Raw genomic sequence first — 20,459 nt, forward strand, 5'->3', positions numbered from 1 at the left:
GTTTGTACCCCAAAGAGTTGATACAATACGGTTCGGTTAAGATCCCCCCGCCTGCGGCGACCCCCTTCAAAAGGGGGTATAAGAGGTTTAGAAGCCCCCCTTAAAAAGGGGGGTTGGGGGGATCTTTAAAATATGAAAACGTTAACCGAACCGTATTGAGAGTTAATAGATAAAGCTTCTCTTTGGGGTTGTGTCCCTAAGCAAATACCCCAATGTCGCTGAAAATGCCTTAGAATCTGGATTACATGAGTTTGGGGTGGTAGTTTCAATCTGGGGTAGCCCCAAACTTCTTACTCAATTTTTTGGATGTAATGCCACGAACTACCTATGGGCCTCAGATTCAAAAGCGAGTCAAGCGTCTGCTAGAGGCGTTACTTTGTTTTGTCGATGGGGAATTTGAGGATGGTAACTTTAAAATTGAGTCCGACTGGAAAGAAGCAGACAGCGCTAACCCCAAGCTGACTGTGCAGACTACGTTAGTCACGTTGGAGTTGCTGACGCAAAAAGACAAATATTCTGGCAAGTTAACTAAAGCGCAAATTCGAGAAGCGCTGAATTTGCTGAAGGATTTTTTGAAGATTCTGGAAGATAACCGTCTGCAAACCAAGGGTGTTGAGGAATGGCACTTTACACTCAAGCTATGGTCAAGAGATAGGGAAAGGAACTTAAAACGGTTTGATGAGGCTTGGGAAAGTAGTAGACCAGAGAAATCTAAATTAAATAACCCCTCTCCAAACCTCTCCCCCACAGAGAGAGAGGCTTTGAATTTTCCCCATTCCCTTGTAGGGAAGGGGGTTAGGGGGTTAGGTAACACAAGTATATTTCAAGCCCCACCTTTACCCACATACTTTGTAGAACGCCCAGAGTACAGCGATGATTTAAAGACTCGTCTTTTAAATGGTTCATCGTCTGATAGTCGCACTTTAGTAATTACTGCGATTCACGGTTTGGGTTCCGTGGGCAAATCTACTTTAGCTGCGGCTTTAGCCCATAATCCAGAAATACAATCTCGTTTTTGTGATGGCATTCTTTGGGCAACATTAGGTCAACAACCCAATGTCCTTTCTTTACTTAGTGGCTGGGTGCAAGCATTAGGAGACTATAGCTTTAAACCTACAAGTGTAGAAGCAACTTCCTCGCATTTGCGGACTCTGCTTTATGACAAAGCTGTGTTGCTGGTGGTGGATGATGCTTGGAATACCGAAGATGCACAAGCATTTAATTTTGGTGGGGCGCGTTGTCAAGTTTTAGTAACTACTCGTGAAGGTCACATTGCCGATGCCTTAGCAGCCAACATCTACAGTCTGGATATAATGAAACCAGACCAGGCAATGGAATTGCTGACCAAGAAATTAAGACGCGAGATTACAGGCACAGAACGTCACTCAGCAGAAAATTTAGCCAAAGGTGTTGGTTATCTTCCTCTAGCATTGGAACTTGCAGCCGCCGAAGTTGCCTGTGGTACGACTTGGAATGAACTGTTGGCGGATATTCAGCAAGAAGTAGCCAGATTAACAAGTTTTGACCGACCGGAAGCCGAAGAAATTACTGATGAGGCTAGTTTAAAACGCCTGAGTTTAACGGCATCATTAAATTTGAGTGTCAAGAGAATGCCACCAGAAAAGCAGCAGCATTTCTCTTGGTTAGGGGTGTTGCCGGAGGATGTCAACATTAATAAGATGATGGCGGCAACGCTGTGGCAGATGGATAAGCGTGATGCTGCCAAGATGTTGCAATATTTACGGAATAAAGCATTGCTATTAACAGGAGTACCGCTTGCTGATGGTATGCCTACCTATCGCTTACATGACTTATTCCACGATTTAGCTTGTAATTTGTTAACTGCTCCCTCTGAGCCAAAGCGCCGAGGAGATTTGGCTGGGTTGGGTTTAAACCTTGCTGATGTTCACGCTGCTTTTTTAAAGAAGTATCGGCAGAAAACCCAGAATGGTTTATGGCATACTTTACTCGATGATGGTTACATTCATCAGTATTTAGTTTGGCATTTGGAAAAGGCTGGACAGTTAGAAGAGATTCACCAGTTATTGCGGGAAGAGTCGGGAACTGGAAGCAATGGCTGGTATGAAGTGCGGGAGAAATTGGCACAAACTGGCGGTTACATCACAGATATTTCTCGTGCCTGGGAACTAGCAGAAGCGAATCGGACTGAATCAACACTAAGCTTGCAGTGGCGTTATGCTTTGATTACTGCATCGATGAATAGTTTGGCAGATAATCTACCAGCAAATCTGCTGGTAGCGTTGGTCAAAAACAAGATGTGGACTCCCGAACAAGGACTAGCTTATGCCCTGCAAAAACCACAACTAGAAAATAAAATCGACTCGCTGACAAAACTAGTCAATTATTTGCCACCAAATCTTCAAAAATTAGCACTGCAAAAAGCCCTTGCTGCTGCCAGGGCGATTCAGAAGGAGCATTATCGTGCCAATGCCTTGAGTGCCTTAGCTGACAAAATGCCAGACATATTGCCAGAAGCCCTTGCTGCTGCCAGGGCAATTCAGGATGAGAGATATCGTGCCGAACCCTTGAGTGCCTTAGCTGACAAACTGCCACCAGAGTTGTTGCCAGAAGCCCTTGCTGCTGTCAGGGCGATTCAGGATGAGGATTTTCGTGCCGAAGCCTTGAGAGCCTTCGCTGACAAACTGCCACCAGAGTTGTTGCCAGAAGCCCTTGCTGCTGTCAGGGCGATTCAGGATGAGGATTTTCGTGCCGAAGCCTTGAGAGCCTTAGCTGAGAAACCGCCACCGGAGTTATTGCCAGAAGCCCTTGCTGCTGCCAGGGCGATTCAGGATGAGCATTCTCGTGCCAATGCCTTAAGTGCCTTAGCTGAGAAACTGCCAGAAGTTTTGCCAGAAGCCCTTGCTGCTGCCAGGGCGATTCAGGATGAGGATTTTCGTGCCAATGCCTTGAGTGCCTTAGCCCAGAAACTGCCAGAAGTTTTGCCAGAAGCCCTTGCTGCTGCCAGGGCGATTCAGGATGAGGATTATCGTGCCGATGCCTTGAGTGCCTTAGCCCAGAAACTGTCACCAGAGTTGTTGCCAGAAGCCCTTGCTGCTGCCAGGGCGATTCAGGATGAGCATTCTCGTGCCAAAGCCTTGAGTGCCTTAGCCCAGAAACTGCCACCAGAGTTATTGCCAGAAGCCCTTGCTGCTGCCAGGGCGATTCAGGATGAGCATTCTCGTGCCAAAGCCTTGAATGCCTTAGCTGAGAAACTGCCACCAGAGTTATTGCCAGAAACCCTTGCTGCTGCCAGGACGATTCAGGATGAGCATTCTCGTGCCAATGCCTTGAGAGCCTTAGCTGAGAAACTGCCAGAAGTTTGGCCAGAAGCCCTTGCTGCTGCCAGGGCGATTCAGGATGAGGATTCTCGTGCCGATGCCTTGAGTGCCTTAGCTTCCTGTTTGTCACAAATGCCAGCTGCCGAACTTTTTCCTTTTTGGCAAGATACACTTCATCAGCTATCCCTTCGCATTCGGCATAATTTGCTGCAAGATATTCAAGCATTATTTCCAGTTATCTTTGCATTAGGTGGTGAAGCAGCAACAGCAGAAATTGCCCGTGCAATTGTAGATGTGGGGCGATGGTGGCGGTAAAGAGACACGGGGATACGGGGACGGGGAGACACGGAGACATAGATATGCAGTATTTATAGTTTTAAACGAAGTGCGATCGCCTTTTACAGCTACTCAACCATCAATCAGGTATCGAATTTACAAACTCTCTTTGGTGTCCATGAGTGAGCGATCGCAATTAGTCATAAAATCATCACAGAAATTGTCTAGACTCTTGATGAGCGATCGCCAGTGATGCGGCGCAGCAATTGGATTTGCTAAACTGCGATCGCGATCGCCCACTCATCTAGTGTTATCGTAAAGAATATTAGGAATTAATTACCAAGGCAGATGACTATTACTGTCAACGTTGCCCAAGCAACTGCCAAATTTAGCGAACTTCTGAGTCAGGTATTGCTCGGTGAAGAAGTCGTGATTGCTGAACAGGGGATTCCAGTTGCACGTCTAGTTGCTCTTACAAATACCAGTTCTCCTCGCATTCCAGGCTTAGATAAAGGTAAAGTGTTTATTGCACCAGATTTCAACGAGCCTTTACCAGAAGAAATATTGAGTGATTTTGAAAATTCTAACCTCGTTTAGTAATGAGAGCTTTACTGGATACCCATGCATTCATTTGGTGGGTAACAAATGATCCTCAATTATCTGCCAATGCTCGTAACGTAATTGCTGATTCAGGTAACATCCTATTTTTGAGCGTGGTAAGTGCATGGGAAATTGTCATCAAAAATAAATTAGGGAAACTGACTTTACCTGAACCTGTAGAACAATATATTCCAACTCGTCTGGCAATCAATCGCTTTGAAAGTTTATCTATTCAAATGAGCCATGTTTTGCAAGTTGCTAGTTTACCAAATATCCACCGAGATCCATTTGATCGGATTTTGATTGCTCAAAGCCAAGTAGAGAATTTGCCAATTGTGACAATTGATCGGCAAATTACACAATATCTTGTTCAAACTATATGGTAATGGCGATCGCCCTTCTACAAACTGCGTAGTTTACCGCCGTAGGCATCGCTTATATCACTCTTTCTTACAGAATAAAGCGATCGTTTACAAGCTTTTTGCCTACGTACTCCCCAACTTACGGGAGCAGCTTCGCAACTTACGGGAGCAGCTACAAAACTTATGGAAGCAGCTTCGCAACTTACGGGAGCAGCTACAAAACTTATGGGAGCAGCTACAGAACTTACGGGAGCAGCTACAGAACTTGTGGGAGCAGCTACAGAACTTACGGGAGCAGCTACAGAACTTGTGGGAGCAGCTACAGAACTTGTGGAAGCAGCTTCGCAACTTGTGGGAGCAGTGTCCCTTAAAGTTTTGATGAAGCTTAGACAATTATCTATATAAATACCAATATCTAGTAATAAAATTCCGAAATTTTACTGCTATAACTTGAAAAATTTATTACAAAAACTGCGAGTTTTGCTGAACCAGAATGCAGTTTAATTGAGGCAAGCTAGCTCTATAAGAATTTTAAAGGAGTAGTTTTATGTCTCGTAAAAAACGTACATCCCGTGTTTTAGAAAAAGCTCAGTTAAGATCGGCTGGACTGAAATCGATTGTTCCAAGCATCAAATTTGATGAAGATTATAGTCTAGAAAAATTAGTTGAGTCAATCGACCAATTACGCAACAAAATTGATGTTTATAATACTGCTCTGTCTGTAGTTGACTCTTCTAAAACTGAAATTGAAGAGATGGAAAAAAACTTGAGTCAGCTTTCTGAGAAGATGCTGATGGTAGTTGGTATCAAGTACGGCAAAGACAGCCGCGAATATGAAATGGCGGGTGGTGTTCGCTATAGCGATCGCATCCGCAAAATCAGATCGAGCCGCTTGAAAAATGTTGCAGAACAAGCATCTGATGAAAATGCTAAAACTGCATAAAATGCAATAGACGCGATGAATCGCCGTCTCTACAAAAGACTGATTCTTGTAGAGACGGCGATTTATCGCGTCTTTAATAAATCCGGGAAAAATTGTTTCCAAAGTACCACCTCCGACTTTAGAGTGTTGAAATAACTCAAAAAGCTATCTGAAGGCGAGGTATGACAACAAACTTTAGTCGGCGTGAATTTATCTTGCTCGGTTCAGCAGGGTTTAGTACTAGTTTACTGCTGCAAGCTTGCAGCAATCAGACGACACCAACAGCTACAACAACCGGTGGTGCTGAAGGGTTTAAAATAGCGATCGCTCTCCCTGGCACGATTACCGATAAAGGCTGGAATCAATCTGGTTATGAAGGAATCAATCTAGCAAAACAAAAGCTAGGTGCAGAAACCGCCTATGTCGAAAAAGTAGCACAAGCAGATCAAACAGAAGTATTAACAGATTTTGCTCGTAAAGGCTACAATCTCATCTTCGCGCATGGCGGACAATTTGATGCCGCAATTGAACAAGTCGCCTCACAGTTCCCCAACACATTTTTTGTGGGAGTAAATGGTAATCTCAAGGGTGAGAATATTGCTTCTTTACGAATAGATCACCTACAAGCTAGTTATTTGTGTGGCATTATCGGTGCTTCTGTGACTAAATCTAATAAATTAGCTTATATTGCTGGAGAGAAGTTTCCCGCTACCGAGGGAGAACTACGGGGATTTGAATTAGGAGCAAAGTCTGTTAAACCAAATATCCAAATTACTTCTACTTTTACAGGTGATTGGAATGATGTTTCAAAAGCGAAGGAAGCGACTCTGGCATTAATTTCTTCCGGGGCTGATGTCATCTATCAATGGTTAGATAATGCTTCAGCCGCAGTTTTACAAACAGCAGGTGAAAAAGGAGTATATGCTTTTGGTAACACCAAGGATCAATTAGATGTTGCACCAAAAGCTGTCTTAACCAGCCCTGTCAAACGCTTAGATTTAGCCATAGCTTATATAGGAGAATTAGCTAAACAAAAACAAATTAAAGGGCAAATATATACAATTGGGTTAGAAAGAACAGATATCTTATTTTTAGGTAAATTCGGAGCAATCATACCGGAAGCAGTTAAGCAAAAGGTATTGAATGCAAACCAAGAAATTGTTAATAAGAAAATTGTTTTTGAAGACTGTAAAGAGGCTGGTAAGGATACGCGTTGCTTGAAGAAAACGACAACATAGCTTTAGCAGACTAGATTAAAAAACAGGAATAATTGTCTTTGTAGAGACGGCGATTTATCGCGTCTGTCTAATGCGCGACGATTTACCGCGTCTGTCTAATGGGCCGGTATTTTAGACGCGATGAATCGCGTCTCTACAATGGGGGCAAGGCGAGGGGTTAGGGATTTTTGCAAGAGGTATACTATAGTGCTCACTACGAGCTATGAGTTTTGTGAATATGAACTATTTACGCTTAAACAATATTACCAAACGCTTTGGGTCTTTTACCGCTAACGACAATATCAATCTCTCTGTTGCATCTGGAACGATCCATGCAATACTAGGCGAAAATGGCGCAGGCAAGAGCACTTTAATGAATATTATTAGTGGACTCTATCAACCTGATGCTGGTGAGATTTATCTTCAAGAACAACCAATAAAAATCACTTCACAAAATGAGGCAATTAAATTAGGGATTGGCATGATTTACCAACACTTCATGCTTGTACCGAAACTTACTGTCACAGAAAATATCATCTTAGGGATGGAGAAAACTTGGCGGCTAAATCTAGAAGATAAACAGCAAGAAATCGCCACCTTATCCCAAGCTTATGGATTAGAAATTGACCCCACTGCCAAAGTTGAAAATTTATCTGTTGGCGCACAACAACGGGTAGAAATTCTCAAAGTTCTCTACCGTCGAGCAAAGTTGTTGATTCTTGATGAACCTACAGCAGTTTTGACACCGCCAGAAGTAGAATCATTAATTACTATCTTGCGCCAATTGGCAGCCGCAGGTAACACAATCATTTTTATCAGTCATAAATTAGAAGAGGTAATGAATCTCTGTGATTCAGTCACAGTTTTGCGCCAGGGAAAGGTAGTAGCAACAACATCAACTAAAGCGGCGACACCTCAACAGTTAGCAACATTAATGGTAGGACGGGAAGTAGCTTTACAGTTAAATAAAAGTCCGACATTGCCAGGAGAAATCATCCTATCGGTGCAAAATTTGCAAGTTGCTGATAAAAGAAATATTCTGGCTGTAAATAATGTATCTTTTGAACTGCGGGCGGGAGAAATTTTAGGAATTGCTGGTGTCGATGGCAATGGACAGCGAGAATTAGCTGATGCCATCGCTTTTGTGCGGACTATTAAGCATGGTAAAATTGAGTTTACGCCCAAGCATTCCTCAGTAGGCTATATTCCAGAAGATAGGCAGACAATGGGATTGGTGTTGCAATTTAGCATCGCCCAAAATTTGATTTTAAAAGCTTTTAAATATCTGCCATTTTGTCACCGTTTTTTGTTACAACCAGAAGCGATCGCAAATCGTGCCCAAGCTGCAATGCAAGAGTTTGACATTCGAGCATCAGGGAAAGATATCTTGGTAAGTCAGCTTTCGGGAGGAAATCAACAAAAAGTGGTGTTAGCGCGAGAACTGGCGCAAACACCAGCTTTAATTATCGCTATGCAACCTACAAGGGGGTTAGATGTCGGGGCGACAATAGCCGTCCAGTCTCGAATCTTAACAGAACGCGATCGCGGTGCGGCAATTTTGTATATTTCTACTGAGTTAGAAGAAGTGATGGCAATGAGCGATCGCATTGCCGTAATCTACAGAGGTGAGTTTGTGGCGATTTTGGATGCAGCCACGGCGAAGGTGGAAGAAATTGGTTTGTTGATGGCTGGGGGAATTAATTAATTACGAATTATTTTGTGCCCATTGCGATCGAGAAATGCAATAAAATGAGAAAGTGCCTAATTGTTCAAAGATATCAATATTGCTGATGAGCAACTCTCTATCTTTTCAGACAGTCATTGAATATGTAGAGGCTCTGTCAACCGAAGAGCAAGATTTACTACTCGAACTAATTTCTAAAAGACGCATTGAACAACGGCGTAAAGAAATTGCGGCAAATGCTGCACAAACCCTGAAAGCAATTAGAACAGGTACAGCCAAGCATGGTAATATCGAGGATCTGCGGGCTGATTTGCTAAGTGAAGGATGAGAGTTCTTGTTTGGGATAGTAGCTTTAAGCGTGCTTTTAAACGACTTATTCGTAAAAATCCTCGCTTAGAAGAAGCAATTTTTGAAGTTTTGGAATTACTTGTAACCGATCCATTTACACCTACTTTAAAATCACATAAGTTAAAAGGTGATTTAGAGGGTTTATGGGCTTGTTGGGTAGAGTATGATTGCCGTATTATCTACACGTTTCAGCCCAATCCTGATGAGGCTGAAGATACGATCGTGCTAATCGATATTGGCACTCATGATGAGGTTTATTGAGAAATGTAGAGAAGGCGATCGCTTTAGGAAAGTTTCAAAATGCAATTTTCTATGTTCCCAGTTATGCTTCAGTGCAAGCGTTCTATTGGGTTAGGCTCGTGCTGACACTAATTAATCGGATTCATCCTAGATTGCTGCCCATACTATCACCGCTGATTGCAATCGCCTCTGCCCTCATTGTTGGTGCTATCCTCATGCTGATTGCTGGGGCAAATCCCATCACTGCATACAGCATTCTATTTCAAGAATCTCTCTCTACCTACTTTGGATTTGGTAACACCCTCACCAAAATGACACCGCTATTATTCACCAGTTTAGGCGTATTAGTAGCGTTGCGGGCTGGGCAATTTAATATCGGTGGAGAAGGACAAATTTATCTGGGTGCGTTGGGAAGTACTTTAATTGGGTTATATGTGCAAGGATTACCAGCGGTGATTCATATCCCCTTAGCACTTTTAGCAGGATTTTTCTTTGGTGCAGTTTGGGGTTGGATTCCTGGTTATCTCAAAGCCATGCGTGGAGTGAATGAGGTAATTACTACCTTGTTGCTCAACTATATTGCAGTGAATTTAGTTAGCTACCTCGTCCAAAATCCATTAATGGCAACAGGTGCGCCTAGTCCTTATTCGCCATTAATTGCCAAAACATCGCGTTTGCCGATTATCTTACCCCAAAGCCTCGCCCATGCTGGGATTTTATTCGGTTTAATTGCCGCAGGTATTTTATGGGTATTGTTAGTGCGATCGCCTCTAGGTTATCAAATTACAGCAGTGGGATTTAACCCGATTGCTGCCCGTTATGCCCACATATCTGTTGAACGTACCATTATGCTGGTGATGGCTTGTGCGGGTGGGTTAGCTGGGTTAGCTGGGAGTTGTGAGGTGATGGGGTTGAAATATCGGCTATTTGAACAAGTTTCCCCAGGTTATGGATTTGATGCCATTGCGATCGCTTTTTTAAGTCGTGGTAGTGTTGTCGGTGTAGTCTTAACTTCTTTGTTTTTTGCAGCCCTTCGCAGTGGTGCAAATGTGATGCAGCGTAGTGCAGGTGTCCCGGTAACTGTAGTTTACGCGATTCAGGGGTTTATGGTGTTATTTATTGCGATCGGTTTCGCGCTGGAAAGAGAAATAAGAGTAAAAACGCAAAGGGACGCGAAGGTTTAACGCAGAGGAACACAAAGAAAACTCTGCGATACTTTGCGCTTCCCTCCGCGAACCTTTGCGTTTAAAAATCATACCAATTCAATTAATGATTGCAACATATCCTTGGGTAAAGACGCGATGAATCGCGTCTCTACAATGGTATAACTCTATGAATAATCTCAACTTCTTCTCTGATTACTTGGTAGCTACTTTACGTCTAGCCGTCCCCCTAGCATTTGCAGCCCTTGGAGGATTGTACTCGGAACGATCGGGAGTGTTAAATATCGCCTTAGAAGGAATGTTGCTTACGGGTGCTTTTACTAGTGCTGCCGCTACTTTCTACACTGGTAATCCCTGGCTTGGTATCCTCGCGTCCTTGATTTCTGGGGGATTAGTCGGACTACTCCATGCTTTTCTATGTGTAACTTTGCGTGTCGATCAATTGGTATCTGGGCTAGCAATTAATCTTGTTGCATCTGGATTAACATCATTTTTGGCACGGTTAGTGTTTAGTGGCAGTAGTACGCAGCAGTTACCTGGAATCGGGGCAATTATGATTCCTGGTTTAGCTAATATTCCCCTGATCGGGCCGCTACTATTTCAACAAGATTTTTTAGTATATTTACTATTTATTTTAGTTATTTTAACTACATACATTTTATTTAAAACTAGCTTTGGATTGACATTGCGGGCAGTGGGTGAATCTCCGAAAGCTGCTGAAACGGCTGGAATTTCCGTACCATTTGTTCGTTATATCGCAGTGGTGATTAGTGGCACTCTTGCGAGTTTAGGAGGTGCTTATTTAACTCTGGTACAAGTAAGATTTTTTGCCGAAGGGATGAGTGCTGGTAAAGGATTTATTGCGATCGCAGCATTAATTTTTGGCAGATGGCATCCTGTAGGTAGTGCTTTGGCTTGTTTGCTGTTTGGGGCTACAGAAGCTTTACAACTGCGAATTCAGGCATTAGGGGCAAATATACCTTACCAATTTTTAGTAATGCTACCTTATGCGATCGCTTTATTAGCATTAATAGGATTGGTGGGGAAATCTACACCCCCGAAAGCTTTAGGTACTCCCTACTTTGGAGAAAATCGCCACTCAGATTAATTTTAGGAAAAGCAAATGGGCGTTAGCAAGCTAGCAAAATCAGCACTACAATAGCTAGCGTCCACCAAAAGCTACTCATGCCGCAAAATAACCAAACTGCCGTCGAATTCCGCGATGTCACTTTTAGCCGCAACCATCGCCCAATGGTGTCAAATCTCAATTTCACCATCCGCCAAGGAGAAGCGCTGGTATTACTTGGGCGCAGTGGTAGCGGCAAAACTACAACAATGAAGTTAATTAATCGCCTATTTACACCTACACAAGGCGAAGTTTTATTTGATGGCATTCCCACAACTGAATGGGATGAAATTAAACTGCGGCGAAAAATTGGTTACGTTATTCAAGAAATTGGTTTATTTCCTCATTTCACAGTTGAACGCAATGTGGGTTTAGTTCCGTCTTTAGAAGGCTGGCAACCAAAACAAATTAAAATGCGGGTTTATGAACTGTTGCAATTGGTAGGCTTAGAACCAGCACAATTCGCTGGGCGTTACCCGCACGAACTTTCGGGAGGACAAAGGCAAAGAGTCGGGGTAGCCAGGGCTTTAGCAGCAGATCCGCCAGTGTTGCTGATGGATGAACCCTTTGGCGCACTCGATCCAATTACGCGGCTAGAACTGCAACAAGAGTTTCGACATTTGCAGCAAGAGTTAGGTAAAACTGTTGTGTTTGTCACCCACGATATTCAAGAAGCTTTGGTTTTGGCATCAAGAATTGGTTTAATGTCTGGCGGAGAATTGGTAGTATTGGGGACGAAAGATGAATTTATGCGATCGCAACACCCAGAAAGTCTCGCCTTTCTTCAATGTCTGCGTTCCCTGCAAGATACTTTATGAAAAATTTCTTCCTGGTTAAGTATGCCCCAGAAATTCTTCAGCATACTCTAGAACATCTATTTTTAGTAGGCATTGCCATTGGAATTGCCATCCTTGTAGGCATTCCACTAGGTATTTTAATTACACGTAAAACCTATCTCCGCCAACCAATTCTCGGCATAGCAAATATTTTTCAAACTATTCCCAGTTTGGCGCTGTTTGGCTTACTCATTCCTGTTCCCATAATTGGCGGAATTGGCGCAGTACCAGCAATTGTTGCTCTGACTGTATATTCCCTGCTGCCGATAATTCGTAACACTTACACAGGTATTACTGGCGTAGATCCAGCGATTCGAGAAGCTGGGAGAGGCATGGGAATGACAGATAGACAATTATTATTACAAGTTGAGATTCCCTTAGCACTGGGAGTCATTTTGGCAGGAGTACGAGTAGCAACAGTCATTGCCATTGGTATTGCAACTATTGCAGCCGCAATTGGTGCAGGTGGTTTAGGAGTGTTTATTTTTCGCGGCATATCAGTAGTGAACAATCAGTTAATTTTAGCTGGTGCAGTTCCGGCGGCGGCAATTGCATTATTGGCTGACTTCGCAATTGGCTTGATGGAGAATAAATTAAAAATTAAAAGTTAAGTAATGAAAAGATTTTTGGCATTGTGCTTTTTAACTTTTGCTTTGTTACTGGTCATTACTGGCTGCACGGGAAATATCAATAGTAATAACGATGCTAATATAGTTGTTGCTTCCAAAGATTTTACCGAACAAGATATTTTAGGTGAATTGTTAGCGCAGCAAATCGAGGCAACAACTAATTTAAAAGTAGCTCGTCGTCCCCGTTTAGGTGGTTCATTTGTTTGTCATAACGCTATTAAGGCTGGGATAATTGATGCTTATATTGAGTATACAGGCACAGCTTTGACTGCAATTTTGAAGCAAAAACCAGTTAATAACTCCAAAAAAGTTTACGAAATAATAAAACAAATATATGCCCAGCAGTTCAATCTGGAAGTGATGCCTAGCTTGGGTTTTGAAAACACTTTTGCGATGATTATTCGGGGTGAAGATGCCAAACGCAACAATATTCAAACTCTCTCCCAAGCTACTCAATATACACCGCAGTGGCGTGGTGGTTTCGGCTACGAATTCTTAGAACGGGAAGATGGTTTCCCAGGATTAGCTAAAACTTACGATTTACGTTTTGCAAAAGCTCCCCAAATTATGGACTTGGGTTTAATATATCGTGCTTTGATTCAAAAACAAGTGGATATGGTAGCGGGTAATTCCACTGACGGACAGATTTCTCGTTTGGGTTTAGTTGTACTAAAAGATGATAAACATTATTTTCCACCTTACGAAACTGTACCAATTGTCCGACAAGAAACCTTAAAAAAATATCCCGAATTAAGAACAGCGATCGCTTCCCTCGCTGGAAAGATTTCGGCAGATGAAATGCGACAGTTAAACTATTTAGTTGAGGGGGAATTACGTGATATTAAAGATGTTGTCCAGGAGTTTCGCAAATCGAAGGGATTAAAATAATTCGTAATTCGTAATTCGTAATTCGTAATTCGTAATTCGTAATTCGTAATTCGTAATTTAAGGGTTAGCGTAACGCACCCTACTAGTCTGCCAAGTTTAAATTGATGGGTAAGTAAGTTCGTAGTAAGGACTTTAGTCCTTATCCTTTAAGCACTAAAGTCCTTACTACAAACCCTCAAAACTAGTTTAGACATTGTACTACTGTTGTCCATGCAAATAGAGGATAACGATTAAACAACCACAAAATTGTTGTTCGTTAGTGATAACCCAGGAGATAATCCGGCAAATTGTACCTGAGTAAATGCGCCTGCACTACCATCAGAGTCAAAGAACAATGCACCTGTAGTGGAGTTATAAATAAATCGCTGGCTGCTAGTGGTTGCAGATTCTCCAAGTGTAAACTGACTTGCCTGAAGTACACCTGCTGATAAACCGCCACCAAAACCAGCAGCCGACACCTGAATTAGTTCATTAGGTTCATCAATCGCACCGAAGTCACGTATCAAATCGAGACCTTCATCGAAACTATTGAAAGCAAAGGTATCAGTACCACGTTCCCCAAAAAGCCTATCATTACCCTTGCCACCGATGATGATCGCATCGCCCTCACCGCCTCTGAGGGTATCATCACCATTGCCACCTTTGAAGGTGTTATTATTTCCTGAGGAATAAGAGGCTATCAGGGAATCATTACCATCGCCCCCATCTAATAAATTATTGCCTGTTGATCCGTAAACACCTAATGTATCGTTACCAACACCACCGTTGAGGGTGTTATTACCAGAGGTAGTGAAAGAAGGGATATAGAGAAAATCATTACCATCGCCCCCATCTAATAGATTATCGTCTCCTGAACTCTCAACATTCAATGTATCGTTACCAGCACCACCGTTGAGGGTGTTATTGCCAAGGGCGCTACTTCCAACGTAATTTCCGAATTCGCCGTAAATTTGACTCGACGCCTGTAAAGAATCATTGCCATCGCCTCCATTGAGGAGGTGATTTCCTTTTGAAAAACTAATATCCAAGAAATCTTCACCAGCGCCGCCATCTATTGTATCGTTACCATTGCCTGAACGGAGCGTATCATTACCATTGCTTCCCAGAAGATAATCATTGTAGTTTGTACCTGTGATATTTAATTGTTCGATGTTCTTGTAGCTAAACACTGTTGTGTCCGCCGTTGAAGAAATTGCTCCAATGTTAGTAGTCGCATCAAAAGTCGAAGTAATTCCGGTGGTAGCACTGCTATAACTCAAAGACAAGGTGTCGTTACCTGTTCCCCCGTCTACTGTTTGAGTCACTAACGTAGATAAAGAGTAGAAATTTAAAGAATCATCGCCATTCCCGCCATTGACGGTGTTATTGCCATCGCCACCATCGAGAGTATCATTGCCATCGCCACCATTGAGAGTATCATTGCCATCGCCACCCCTCAAAATGTCATTGCCACTTAAGCCTTCAATAATGTCATCACCTGCTTGACCATTGATCACATCATTTGAATTGTCAAATCCACTAACATTGTTGTCTAGGTCGTTTAGGAAAGTGACTGTGTTTTTTTTAAACACAGTGCTTTGGGTGAAGTTGGCATCGAAGACATCAAAGCTGTCAGTGATAGTAGTTTGCCTATAAAACAGAATATTACCCAAATCTACAGTGGCTCCAGTAGATTTGCTGAGGTTATCCAAGTTTTCTAGGGCAAAGTTTTCCAGGATGAATCTGATACCATACCCTTGAAAGGTGATTGACAAACTTGTGCCATTCTGGGTGAGAAGCAAATTGTCGGCAGTGAAGCCACTGTTGTCCTGGAATATCAGAGTATCCACTTCGGCTATGACTGCTGCTGTGGGGTTTGTTCCTTTACCTACTCCAGTAAAATCGGCGATCGTATGAGTGCCAGTATTAATTGCGTCGTTGCCTCTGTAAGGATTAGCCGTGTCGTTGCTTAAGCCTTTGTAAACAAATTTATCCTTACCACCGCCGCCTGTGAGGCTATCTTTACCACCGTTGAGGGTGTTATTACCAGTGGTTAGAGTATCATTGCCATCACCCCCAGAAAGGAGGTTATTGCCAGATGAGCGAGAGTCGAAGTAGTCGACAAAAACATTGTAAGCATAGCCAGAGATATCAAGAAAATCATTGCCATCGCCTCCAAAAAGCAGGTTATCGCCATTTGAACCACTAGCACTTAAGGTATCATCACCAGCACCACCGTTGAGGGTGTTATTGCCATCTGAACGAGAGTTATCCGATCTGGCCTCGCCAGTACTTTGACTCCCAGAGATGGAGAGAGAATCATTGCCATCCCCACCATCTAAAAGGTTATCGCCAAATGAACCACTAGCATTTAAAGTATCATCACCAACACCACCGTTGAGGGTATTATTGCCTAAAGAGCGATCATCGAAATTTCCGCCGGAATAGAGAAAGATGCTGTAGTTGCCAGAGGCTGTCAGAGAATCATTGCCATCGCCACCAAAAAGCCGATTATTGCCTGAGGGGAAGTCAGCATCCAAAGTATCATCACCAACACCACCGTTGAGGGTATTATTACCTGCACCACCCCTCAAAATGTCATTGCCACTTAAGCCTTCAATAATGTCATCACCCCCTTGACCATTGATGACATCATTTGAATTGTCAAATCCACTAACATTGTTGTCTAGGTCGTTTAAGAATGTGACTGTGTTTTTTCTAAAAACAGTGCTTTGAGTGGAGTTAGCATCGAAGACATCAAAGCTGTCGGCGATCGTAGTTTGCCCATAAAACAGAATATTGCCCAAATCTACAGTGGCTCCAGTGGATAAGCTTAAGTTATCCAGGGTTTCTAGGGCAAAGTTTTCCAGGATAAATTTGTAAAAATCAAACCCTTGAAAGCTGATTGACAAACTTGTGCCATTCTGGGTGAGGAGCAAGTTTTGTGCAGTGAAGCTACTAGATTTCTGGAAACTTAGGGTATCCACTTCGGCAATGACTGCTGCTGTTGGGTTTGTTCCTTTACCTACTCCACCGAAATCGGCGATCGTATTAATTAAGTTTAAGTTGCCGTCAGGAAATATATCATTGCCACCGCCACCAGTTAGGGTGTTGTACTTCTCGCCACTAGTTAGAGTGTCATCGTTGTAATTTGAAGCGCTCTGTAGGGTATCGTTACCGTTGGTTCCAATGATAATTGCCATAAGTTTTTCCTGATTGAATCGATTTTTGGAGTAACTTTAGTTGTCAATAATCGAGTTAGTGCTGTTTGAGCGCACAAATAATCTGCCAAAAGTTGAAGCTTTCAGCATACCTTATTCAGTCTTTAGATTATTTTTGTCCTTTGCGGCTAAGTGATGAAACTCAAATAACGATTAAACAACCACAAAATTGTTGTTCGTTAGTGACAACCCAGGAGATAATCCGGCAAATTGTACCTGAGTAAATGCGCCTGCACTACCATCAGAGTCAAAGAACAATGCACCTGTAGTGGAGTTATAAATAAATCGCTGGCTGGTAGTGGTTGCAGATTCTCCAAGTGTAAACTGACTTGCCTGAAGTACACCTGCTGATAAACCGCCACCAAAACCAGCAGCCGACACCTGAATTAGTTCATTTGGTTCATTAACGGCACCGAAGTCACGTATCAGATCGAGACCTTCATCGAAACTACTGAAAGCAAAGGTATCAGTACCACCTTCTCCAAAGAGCCGATCGTTACCGTTGCCACCGATGATGATAGCATCGCCATAGCCACCTCTAAGGGTATCATCACCATTGCCACCTTTGAGGGTGTTATTACCAATGGCACCAGAGGCTATCAGGGAATCATTACCATCGCCCCCATCTAATATGTTGGCACTTGAAGAACTGCTAACATCCAATGTATCGTCACCAACACCACCGTTGAGGGTGTTATTACCTGAGGTATAATAGGCTATCAGAGAATCATTACCATCGCCCCCATCTAATAGATTATTGCCTCTTGAATTGTAAACATTCAATGTATCGTTACCAACACCACCGTTGAGGGTGTTATCGCCAGATACGATATTGTCAACAGAATTTCCAAATTCGTCGTAAAAGTAAATCAAGGCCTGTAAAGAATCATTGCCATTGCCTCCATTGAGGAGGTGATTCCCTGTTGAAAGACTAATATCTAAGAAATCTTCACCAGCGCCGCCATCTATTGTATCGTTACCATTGCCTGAGCGGAGCGTATCATTACCATTGCTTCCCACAAGATAATCATCGTAGTCTGTACCCGTGATATTTAATTGTTCGATATTCTTGTAGCTAAACACTCTTGTGTCCGGTGTCGTCGAAATTACTACAGTGTTAGTAGTCGGATTGAAAGTCGAAGTAATTCCGGTGGTAGCACTGCTATAACTGAAAGACAAGCTGTCATTACCTGTTCCCCCGTCTACTGTTTGAGTCACTAATGTAGATAGGGAGTAGAAATATAAAAAATCATTGCCATTCCCGCCATTGAGGGTGTTATTGCCGGTGCCACTATTGAGAGTATCATTGCCATCGCCACCGTTGAGAGTATTATTGCCATTGCCACCCCTCAAAATGTCATTGCCACTTAAGCCTTCAATAATGTCATTACCGCCCTGACCATTGATGACATCATTTGAATTGTCAAATCCACTAACATTGTTGTCTAGGTCGTTTAGGAAGGTGACTGTATTTTTTTTAAAGACAGTGCTTTGGGTGAAGTTGGCATCGAAGACATCAAAGCTGTCGGTGATAGTAGTTTGCCCATAAAACAGAATATTGCCCAAATCGACAGTGGCCCCAGTGGATTTGCTGAGGTTATCCAGGTTGGACAGGGCAAAGTTTTCCAGAATGAATCTGGTATCACCATACCCTTGAAAGCTGATTGACAAACTTGTGCCATTCTGGGTGAGAAGCAAATTCTTGGCTGTGAAGCCACTATTGTCCTGGAATATCAGAGTATCCACTTCGGCAATGACTGCTGCTGTGGGGTTTCTTCCTTCACCTACTCCAGTAAAATCGGCTATTGTAGTAGTGCCAGTATTAATCGCGTCGGTGATTCTACCACTATTATTCGTGTCGTTGGTTAAGCCTTTGTAAACAAATTTATCCTTACCACCGCCGCCTGTGAGGCTATCCTTACCACCACCGCCTGTAAGGCTATCATCGCCATTCCCACCATTAAGGGTGTTATTACCAGTGGCACCAGAGGCTGTTAGAGTATCATTGCCATCGCCCGCAGAGAGGAGGTTTTTACCAGATGAGCCAGAGTTGAAGTAAACATCAGAAAATTGGTAAAAATAGCCAGAGATGTCTAGAAAATCATTGCCATCGCCTCCAAAAAGCAGGTTATTGCCTGATGAACCACTAGCACTCAAGATATCATCACCAGCACCACCGTTGAGGGTGTTATCGCCATCTGAGCCAGAGATAGACGCTGAATACTCCCCACTGCTTCCACTTCCAGAGATGGAGAGAGAATCATTGCCGTCGCCTCCATCTAAGAGGTTATCGCCTAATGAACCGCTAGCATCCAAAGAGTCGTCACCAACACCACCGTTGAGGGTATTATTGCCTAAAGAGCGACTATCGTAGCCTGGTGAGTAGGCGAAGTACTTGTAGCTGCCAGAGGCTGTCAGAAAATCATTGCCATTGCCACCATTAAGCAGATTATTGCTTGAGGGGGATTCAGCATACAAAGTATCGTCACCAACACCACCGTTGAGGGTATTATTGCCATTGCCACCCCTCAAAATGTCATTGCCACTCAAGCCTTCAATAATGTCATCACCCCCTTGACCATTGATGACATCATTTGAATTGTCAAATCCACTAACATTGTTGTCTAGGTCGTTTAGGAAGGTGACTGTGTTTTTTTTAAAGACAGTGCTTTGGGTGAAGTTGGCATCGAAGACATCAAAGCTGTCGGTGATAGTAGTTTGCCCATAAAACAGAATATTGCCCAAATCGACAGTGCCCCCAGTGGATTTGCTGAGGTTATCAAGGTTGGACAGGGCAAAGTTTTCTAGGATAAATCCGGTATTACCATACCCTTGAAAGCTGATTGACAAACTTGTGCCATTCTGGGTGAGGAGCAAGTTTTGGGCAGTGAAGCCACTATAGAGGTAGAAATTTAGGGTATCCACTTCGGCAATGACTGCTGCTGTTGGGTTTGTTCCTTTACCTACTCCACCGAAATCGGCGATCGTATGAATGTAGTTTGAGCCGCCGTAAAAAAATATATCGTTGCCACCGCCACCAGTTAGGGTGTCGTAGTTATCGTAGTAATCTAAAGCGCCCTGTAGGGTGTCGTTACCGCTGGTTCCAATAATAATTGCCATAAGTTTTTCCTACCTGAATCGATTGTGAAGTAACTTTAGTTGTCAATAATCGAGTTAGTGCTGTTTGATCGCACAAATAATGTGCTAAAAGTTGAAGCTTTCGGAATACTTGATTCAGTCTTTAGATAGAGTCGCAAATTATTCATTAAAGATTTCCCCTTTAATTCGCTTGCAAACATTACTATCCGAGTATTGAGGACTATTTAAGTCTTAAGCACTGTACAAAATTTAGTTGGTTTGTCAACGCATAAGCCTTACTAGCTTCAAAATAGATAGGGAACACTTAAGACAGCATAAAACAGGAAATCTTTATGCATTCGTTGTCAGCGATGCTTACAACGGTAAGCATCGCCCTTGAATTTCTATCTGGAAAATAGGAAATATCAAAATAACCTGACAATAATTAAATATCGAATATTTACTTAGATGTCTATCTTTTCAAAAAATCTTTGCATACTCTTCATATTTATAATCGTTCAAGCGGGGGTAGGAGAGCGATGCCTACAGCGGCAAGCTACGCAAACAATGGTAATCAAAATCTGATAAATT

Annotated in this window: 17 protein-coding genes; 15 read left to right on the forward strand and 2 right to left on the reverse strand. The window is 42.8% G+C overall.

Features of this window, described 5'->3' with window-relative positions; genetic code table 11:
• Nucleotides 1–311 precede the first annotated feature (311 nt).
• From AC1F2U_RS07055 to AC1F2U_RS07125, 15 genes are all read left to right on the forward strand, one after another.
• On the forward strand, nucleotides 312–3,614 hold the full coding sequence (locus AC1F2U_RS07055; RefSeq protein WP_480260458.1) for an NB-ARC domain-containing protein: 3,303 nt from the start codon (nucleotides 312–314) through the stop codon (nucleotides 3,612–3,614).
• Nucleotides 3,592–3,828, forward strand: coding sequence for a hypothetical protein (locus AC1F2U_RS07060; protein WP_480260459.1), 237 nt, complete (start codon nucleotides 3,592–3,594; stop codon nucleotides 3,826–3,828). The genes AC1F2U_RS07055 and AC1F2U_RS07060 overlap by 23 nt, the downstream gene beginning before the upstream one ends.
• A 95-nt stretch (nucleotides 3,829–3,923) precedes the next feature.
• Nucleotides 3,924–4,172 carry a type II toxin-antitoxin system Phd/YefM family antitoxin gene (locus AC1F2U_RS07065; protein ID WP_292740764.1) on the forward strand — a complete coding sequence of 83 codons (249 nt, stop codon included), beginning with the start codon at nucleotides 3,924–3,926 and terminating at the stop codon, nucleotides 4,170–4,172.
• 2 nt (nucleotides 4,173–4,174) lie between these two features.
• A complete protein-coding gene (locus AC1F2U_RS07070) occupies nucleotides 4,175–4,561 on the forward strand; it encodes a type II toxin-antitoxin system VapC family toxin (protein ID WP_480260460.1) in 387 nt (128 codons plus the stop codon).
• 159 nt (nucleotides 4,562–4,720) lie between these two features.
• On the forward strand, nucleotides 4,721–4,942 hold the full coding sequence (locus AC1F2U_RS07075; RefSeq protein ID WP_480260461.1) for a hypothetical protein: 222 nt from the start codon (nucleotides 4,721–4,723) through the stop codon (nucleotides 4,940–4,942).
• Between the two features lie 142 nt (nucleotides 4,943–5,084).
• Nucleotides 5,085–5,480 carry a hypothetical protein gene (locus AC1F2U_RS07080; RefSeq protein WP_480260462.1) on the forward strand — a complete coding sequence of 132 codons (396 nt, stop codon included), beginning with the start codon at nucleotides 5,085–5,087 and terminating at the stop codon, nucleotides 5,478–5,480.
• Nucleotides 5,481–5,641: 161 nt separating this feature from the next.
• Nucleotides 5,642–6,697, forward strand: a complete 1,056-nt coding sequence (locus AC1F2U_RS07085) for a BMP family protein (protein ID WP_480260463.1) — start codon at nucleotides 5,642–5,644, stop codon at nucleotides 6,695–6,697.
• A gap of 217 nt (nucleotides 6,698–6,914) precedes the next feature.
• Nucleotides 6,915–8,381, forward strand: a complete 1,467-nt coding sequence (locus AC1F2U_RS07090) for an ABC transporter ATP-binding protein (RefSeq protein ID WP_480260464.1) — start codon at nucleotides 6,915–6,917, stop codon at nucleotides 8,379–8,381.
• A gap of 85 nt (nucleotides 8,382–8,466) precedes the next feature.
• A complete protein-coding gene (locus tag AC1F2U_RS07095; protein WP_480260465.1) occupies nucleotides 8,467–8,688 on the forward strand; it encodes a hypothetical protein in 222 nt (73 codons plus the stop codon).
• Nucleotides 8,685–8,969 carry a type II toxin-antitoxin system RelE/ParE family toxin gene (locus AC1F2U_RS07100; RefSeq protein ID WP_480260466.1) on the forward strand — a complete coding sequence of 95 codons (285 nt, stop codon included), beginning with the start codon at nucleotides 8,685–8,687 and terminating at the stop codon, nucleotides 8,967–8,969. The genes AC1F2U_RS07095 and AC1F2U_RS07100 overlap by 4 nt, the downstream gene beginning before the upstream one ends.
• A 98-nt stretch (nucleotides 8,970–9,067) precedes the next feature.
• The gene (locus AC1F2U_RS07105; protein WP_480260634.1) at nucleotides 9,068–10,132 is read left to right on the forward strand and encodes an ABC transporter permease; all 1,065 of its coding nucleotides are present in this window, start codon (nucleotides 9,068–9,070) and stop codon (nucleotides 10,130–10,132) included.
• Between the two features lie 148 nt (nucleotides 10,133–10,280).
• Nucleotides 10,281–11,219 (forward strand): ABC transporter permease, encoded by a 939-nt coding sequence (locus AC1F2U_RS07110; protein ID WP_480260467.1) that lies wholly within the window; start codon nucleotides 10,281–10,283, stop codon nucleotides 11,217–11,219.
• Nucleotides 11,220–11,296: 77 nt separating this feature from the next.
• Complete coding sequence (locus AC1F2U_RS07115; RefSeq protein WP_480260468.1) at nucleotides 11,297–12,055, forward strand: ATP-binding cassette domain-containing protein; 759 nt, start codon at nucleotides 11,297–11,299, stop codon at nucleotides 12,053–12,055.
• Nucleotides 12,052–12,684 (forward strand): ABC transporter permease, encoded by a 633-nt coding sequence (locus AC1F2U_RS07120; RefSeq protein WP_194045566.1) that lies wholly within the window; start codon nucleotides 12,052–12,054, stop codon nucleotides 12,682–12,684. The genes AC1F2U_RS07115 and AC1F2U_RS07120 overlap by 4 nt, the downstream gene beginning before the upstream one ends.
• Nucleotides 12,685–12,687: 3 nt before the next feature.
• Nucleotides 12,688–13,590, forward strand: coding sequence for a glycine betaine ABC transporter substrate-binding protein (locus AC1F2U_RS07125; RefSeq protein ID WP_480260469.1), 903 nt, complete (start codon nucleotides 12,688–12,690; stop codon nucleotides 13,588–13,590).
• 230 nt (nucleotides 13,591–13,820) lie between these two features.
• Here AC1F2U_RS07125 and AC1F2U_RS07130 read toward each other — a convergent pair whose 3' ends face one another.
• Together AC1F2U_RS07130 and AC1F2U_RS07135 are read right to left on the reverse strand one after the other, a co-directional pair.
• Nucleotides 13,821–16,772 (reverse strand): beta strand repeat-containing protein, encoded by a 2,952-nt coding sequence (locus AC1F2U_RS07130; protein WP_480260470.1) that lies wholly within the window; start codon nucleotides 16,770–16,772, stop codon nucleotides 13,821–13,823.
• Between the two features lie 171 nt (nucleotides 16,773–16,943).
• Entirely contained in the window at nucleotides 16,944–19,910 is a 2,967-nt protein-coding gene (locus AC1F2U_RS07135; protein ID WP_480260471.1) for a beta strand repeat-containing protein, read from the reverse strand.
• Nucleotides 19,911–20,459: the final 549 nt, after the last annotated feature.

Source organism: Nostoc sp. LEGE 12454 (assembly GCF_056620565.1).

What these genes read in the sequence shown, in the direction of transcription:
- AC1F2U_RS07060 (WP_480260459.1), top strand. Translation starts at nt 3,592, where the DNA reads ATGTGGGGCGATGGTGGCGGTAAAGAGACACGGGGATACGGGGACGGG.
- AC1F2U_RS07090 (WP_480260464.1), top strand. Translation starts at nt 6,915, where the DNA reads ATGAACTATTTACGCTTAAACAATATTACCAAACGCTTTGGGTCTTTT.
- AC1F2U_RS07095 (WP_480260465.1), top strand. Translation starts at nt 8,467, where the DNA reads ATGAGCAACTCTCTATCTTTTCAGACAGTCATTGAATATGTAGAGGCT.
- AC1F2U_RS07065 (WP_292740764.1), top strand. Translation starts at nt 3,924, where the DNA reads ATGACTATTACTGTCAACGTTGCCCAAGCAACTGCCAAATTTAGCGAA.
- AC1F2U_RS07120 (WP_194045566.1), top strand. Translation starts at nt 12,052, where the DNA reads ATGAAAAATTTCTTCCTGGTTAAGTATGCCCCAGAAATTCTTCAGCAT.
- AC1F2U_RS07125 (WP_480260469.1), top strand. Translation starts at nt 12,688, where the DNA reads ATGAAAAGATTTTTGGCATTGTGCTTTTTAACTTTTGCTTTGTTACTG.
- AC1F2U_RS07115 (WP_480260468.1), top strand. Translation starts at nt 11,297, where the DNA reads ATGCCGCAAAATAACCAAACTGCCGTCGAATTCCGCGATGTCACTTTT.
- AC1F2U_RS07070 (WP_480260460.1), top strand. Translation starts at nt 4,175, where the DNA reads ATGAGAGCTTTACTGGATACCCATGCATTCATTTGGTGGGTAACAAAT.
- AC1F2U_RS07075 (WP_480260461.1), top strand. Translation starts at nt 4,721, where the DNA reads ATGGAAGCAGCTTCGCAACTTACGGGAGCAGCTACAAAACTTATGGGA.
- AC1F2U_RS07085 (WP_480260463.1), top strand. Translation starts at nt 5,642, where the DNA reads ATGACAACAAACTTTAGTCGGCGTGAATTTATCTTGCTCGGTTCAGCA.
- AC1F2U_RS07135 (WP_480260471.1), bottom strand. Translation starts at nt 19,910, where the DNA reads ATGGCAATTATTATTGGAACCAGCGGTAACGACACCCTACAGGGCGCT.
- AC1F2U_RS07055 (WP_480260458.1), top strand. Translation starts at nt 312, where the DNA reads ATGCCACGAACTACCTATGGGCCTCAGATTCAAAAGCGAGTCAAGCGT.
- AC1F2U_RS07130 (WP_480260470.1), bottom strand. Translation starts at nt 16,772, where the DNA reads ATGGCAATTATCATTGGAACCAACGGTAACGATACCCTACAGAGCGCT.
- AC1F2U_RS07080 (WP_480260462.1), top strand. Translation starts at nt 5,085, where the DNA reads ATGTCTCGTAAAAAACGTACATCCCGTGTTTTAGAAAAAGCTCAGTTA.
- AC1F2U_RS07100 (WP_480260466.1), top strand. Translation starts at nt 8,685, where the DNA reads ATGAGAGTTCTTGTTTGGGATAGTAGCTTTAAGCGTGCTTTTAAACGA.
- AC1F2U_RS07110 (WP_480260467.1), top strand. Translation starts at nt 10,281, where the DNA reads ATGAATAATCTCAACTTCTTCTCTGATTACTTGGTAGCTACTTTACGT.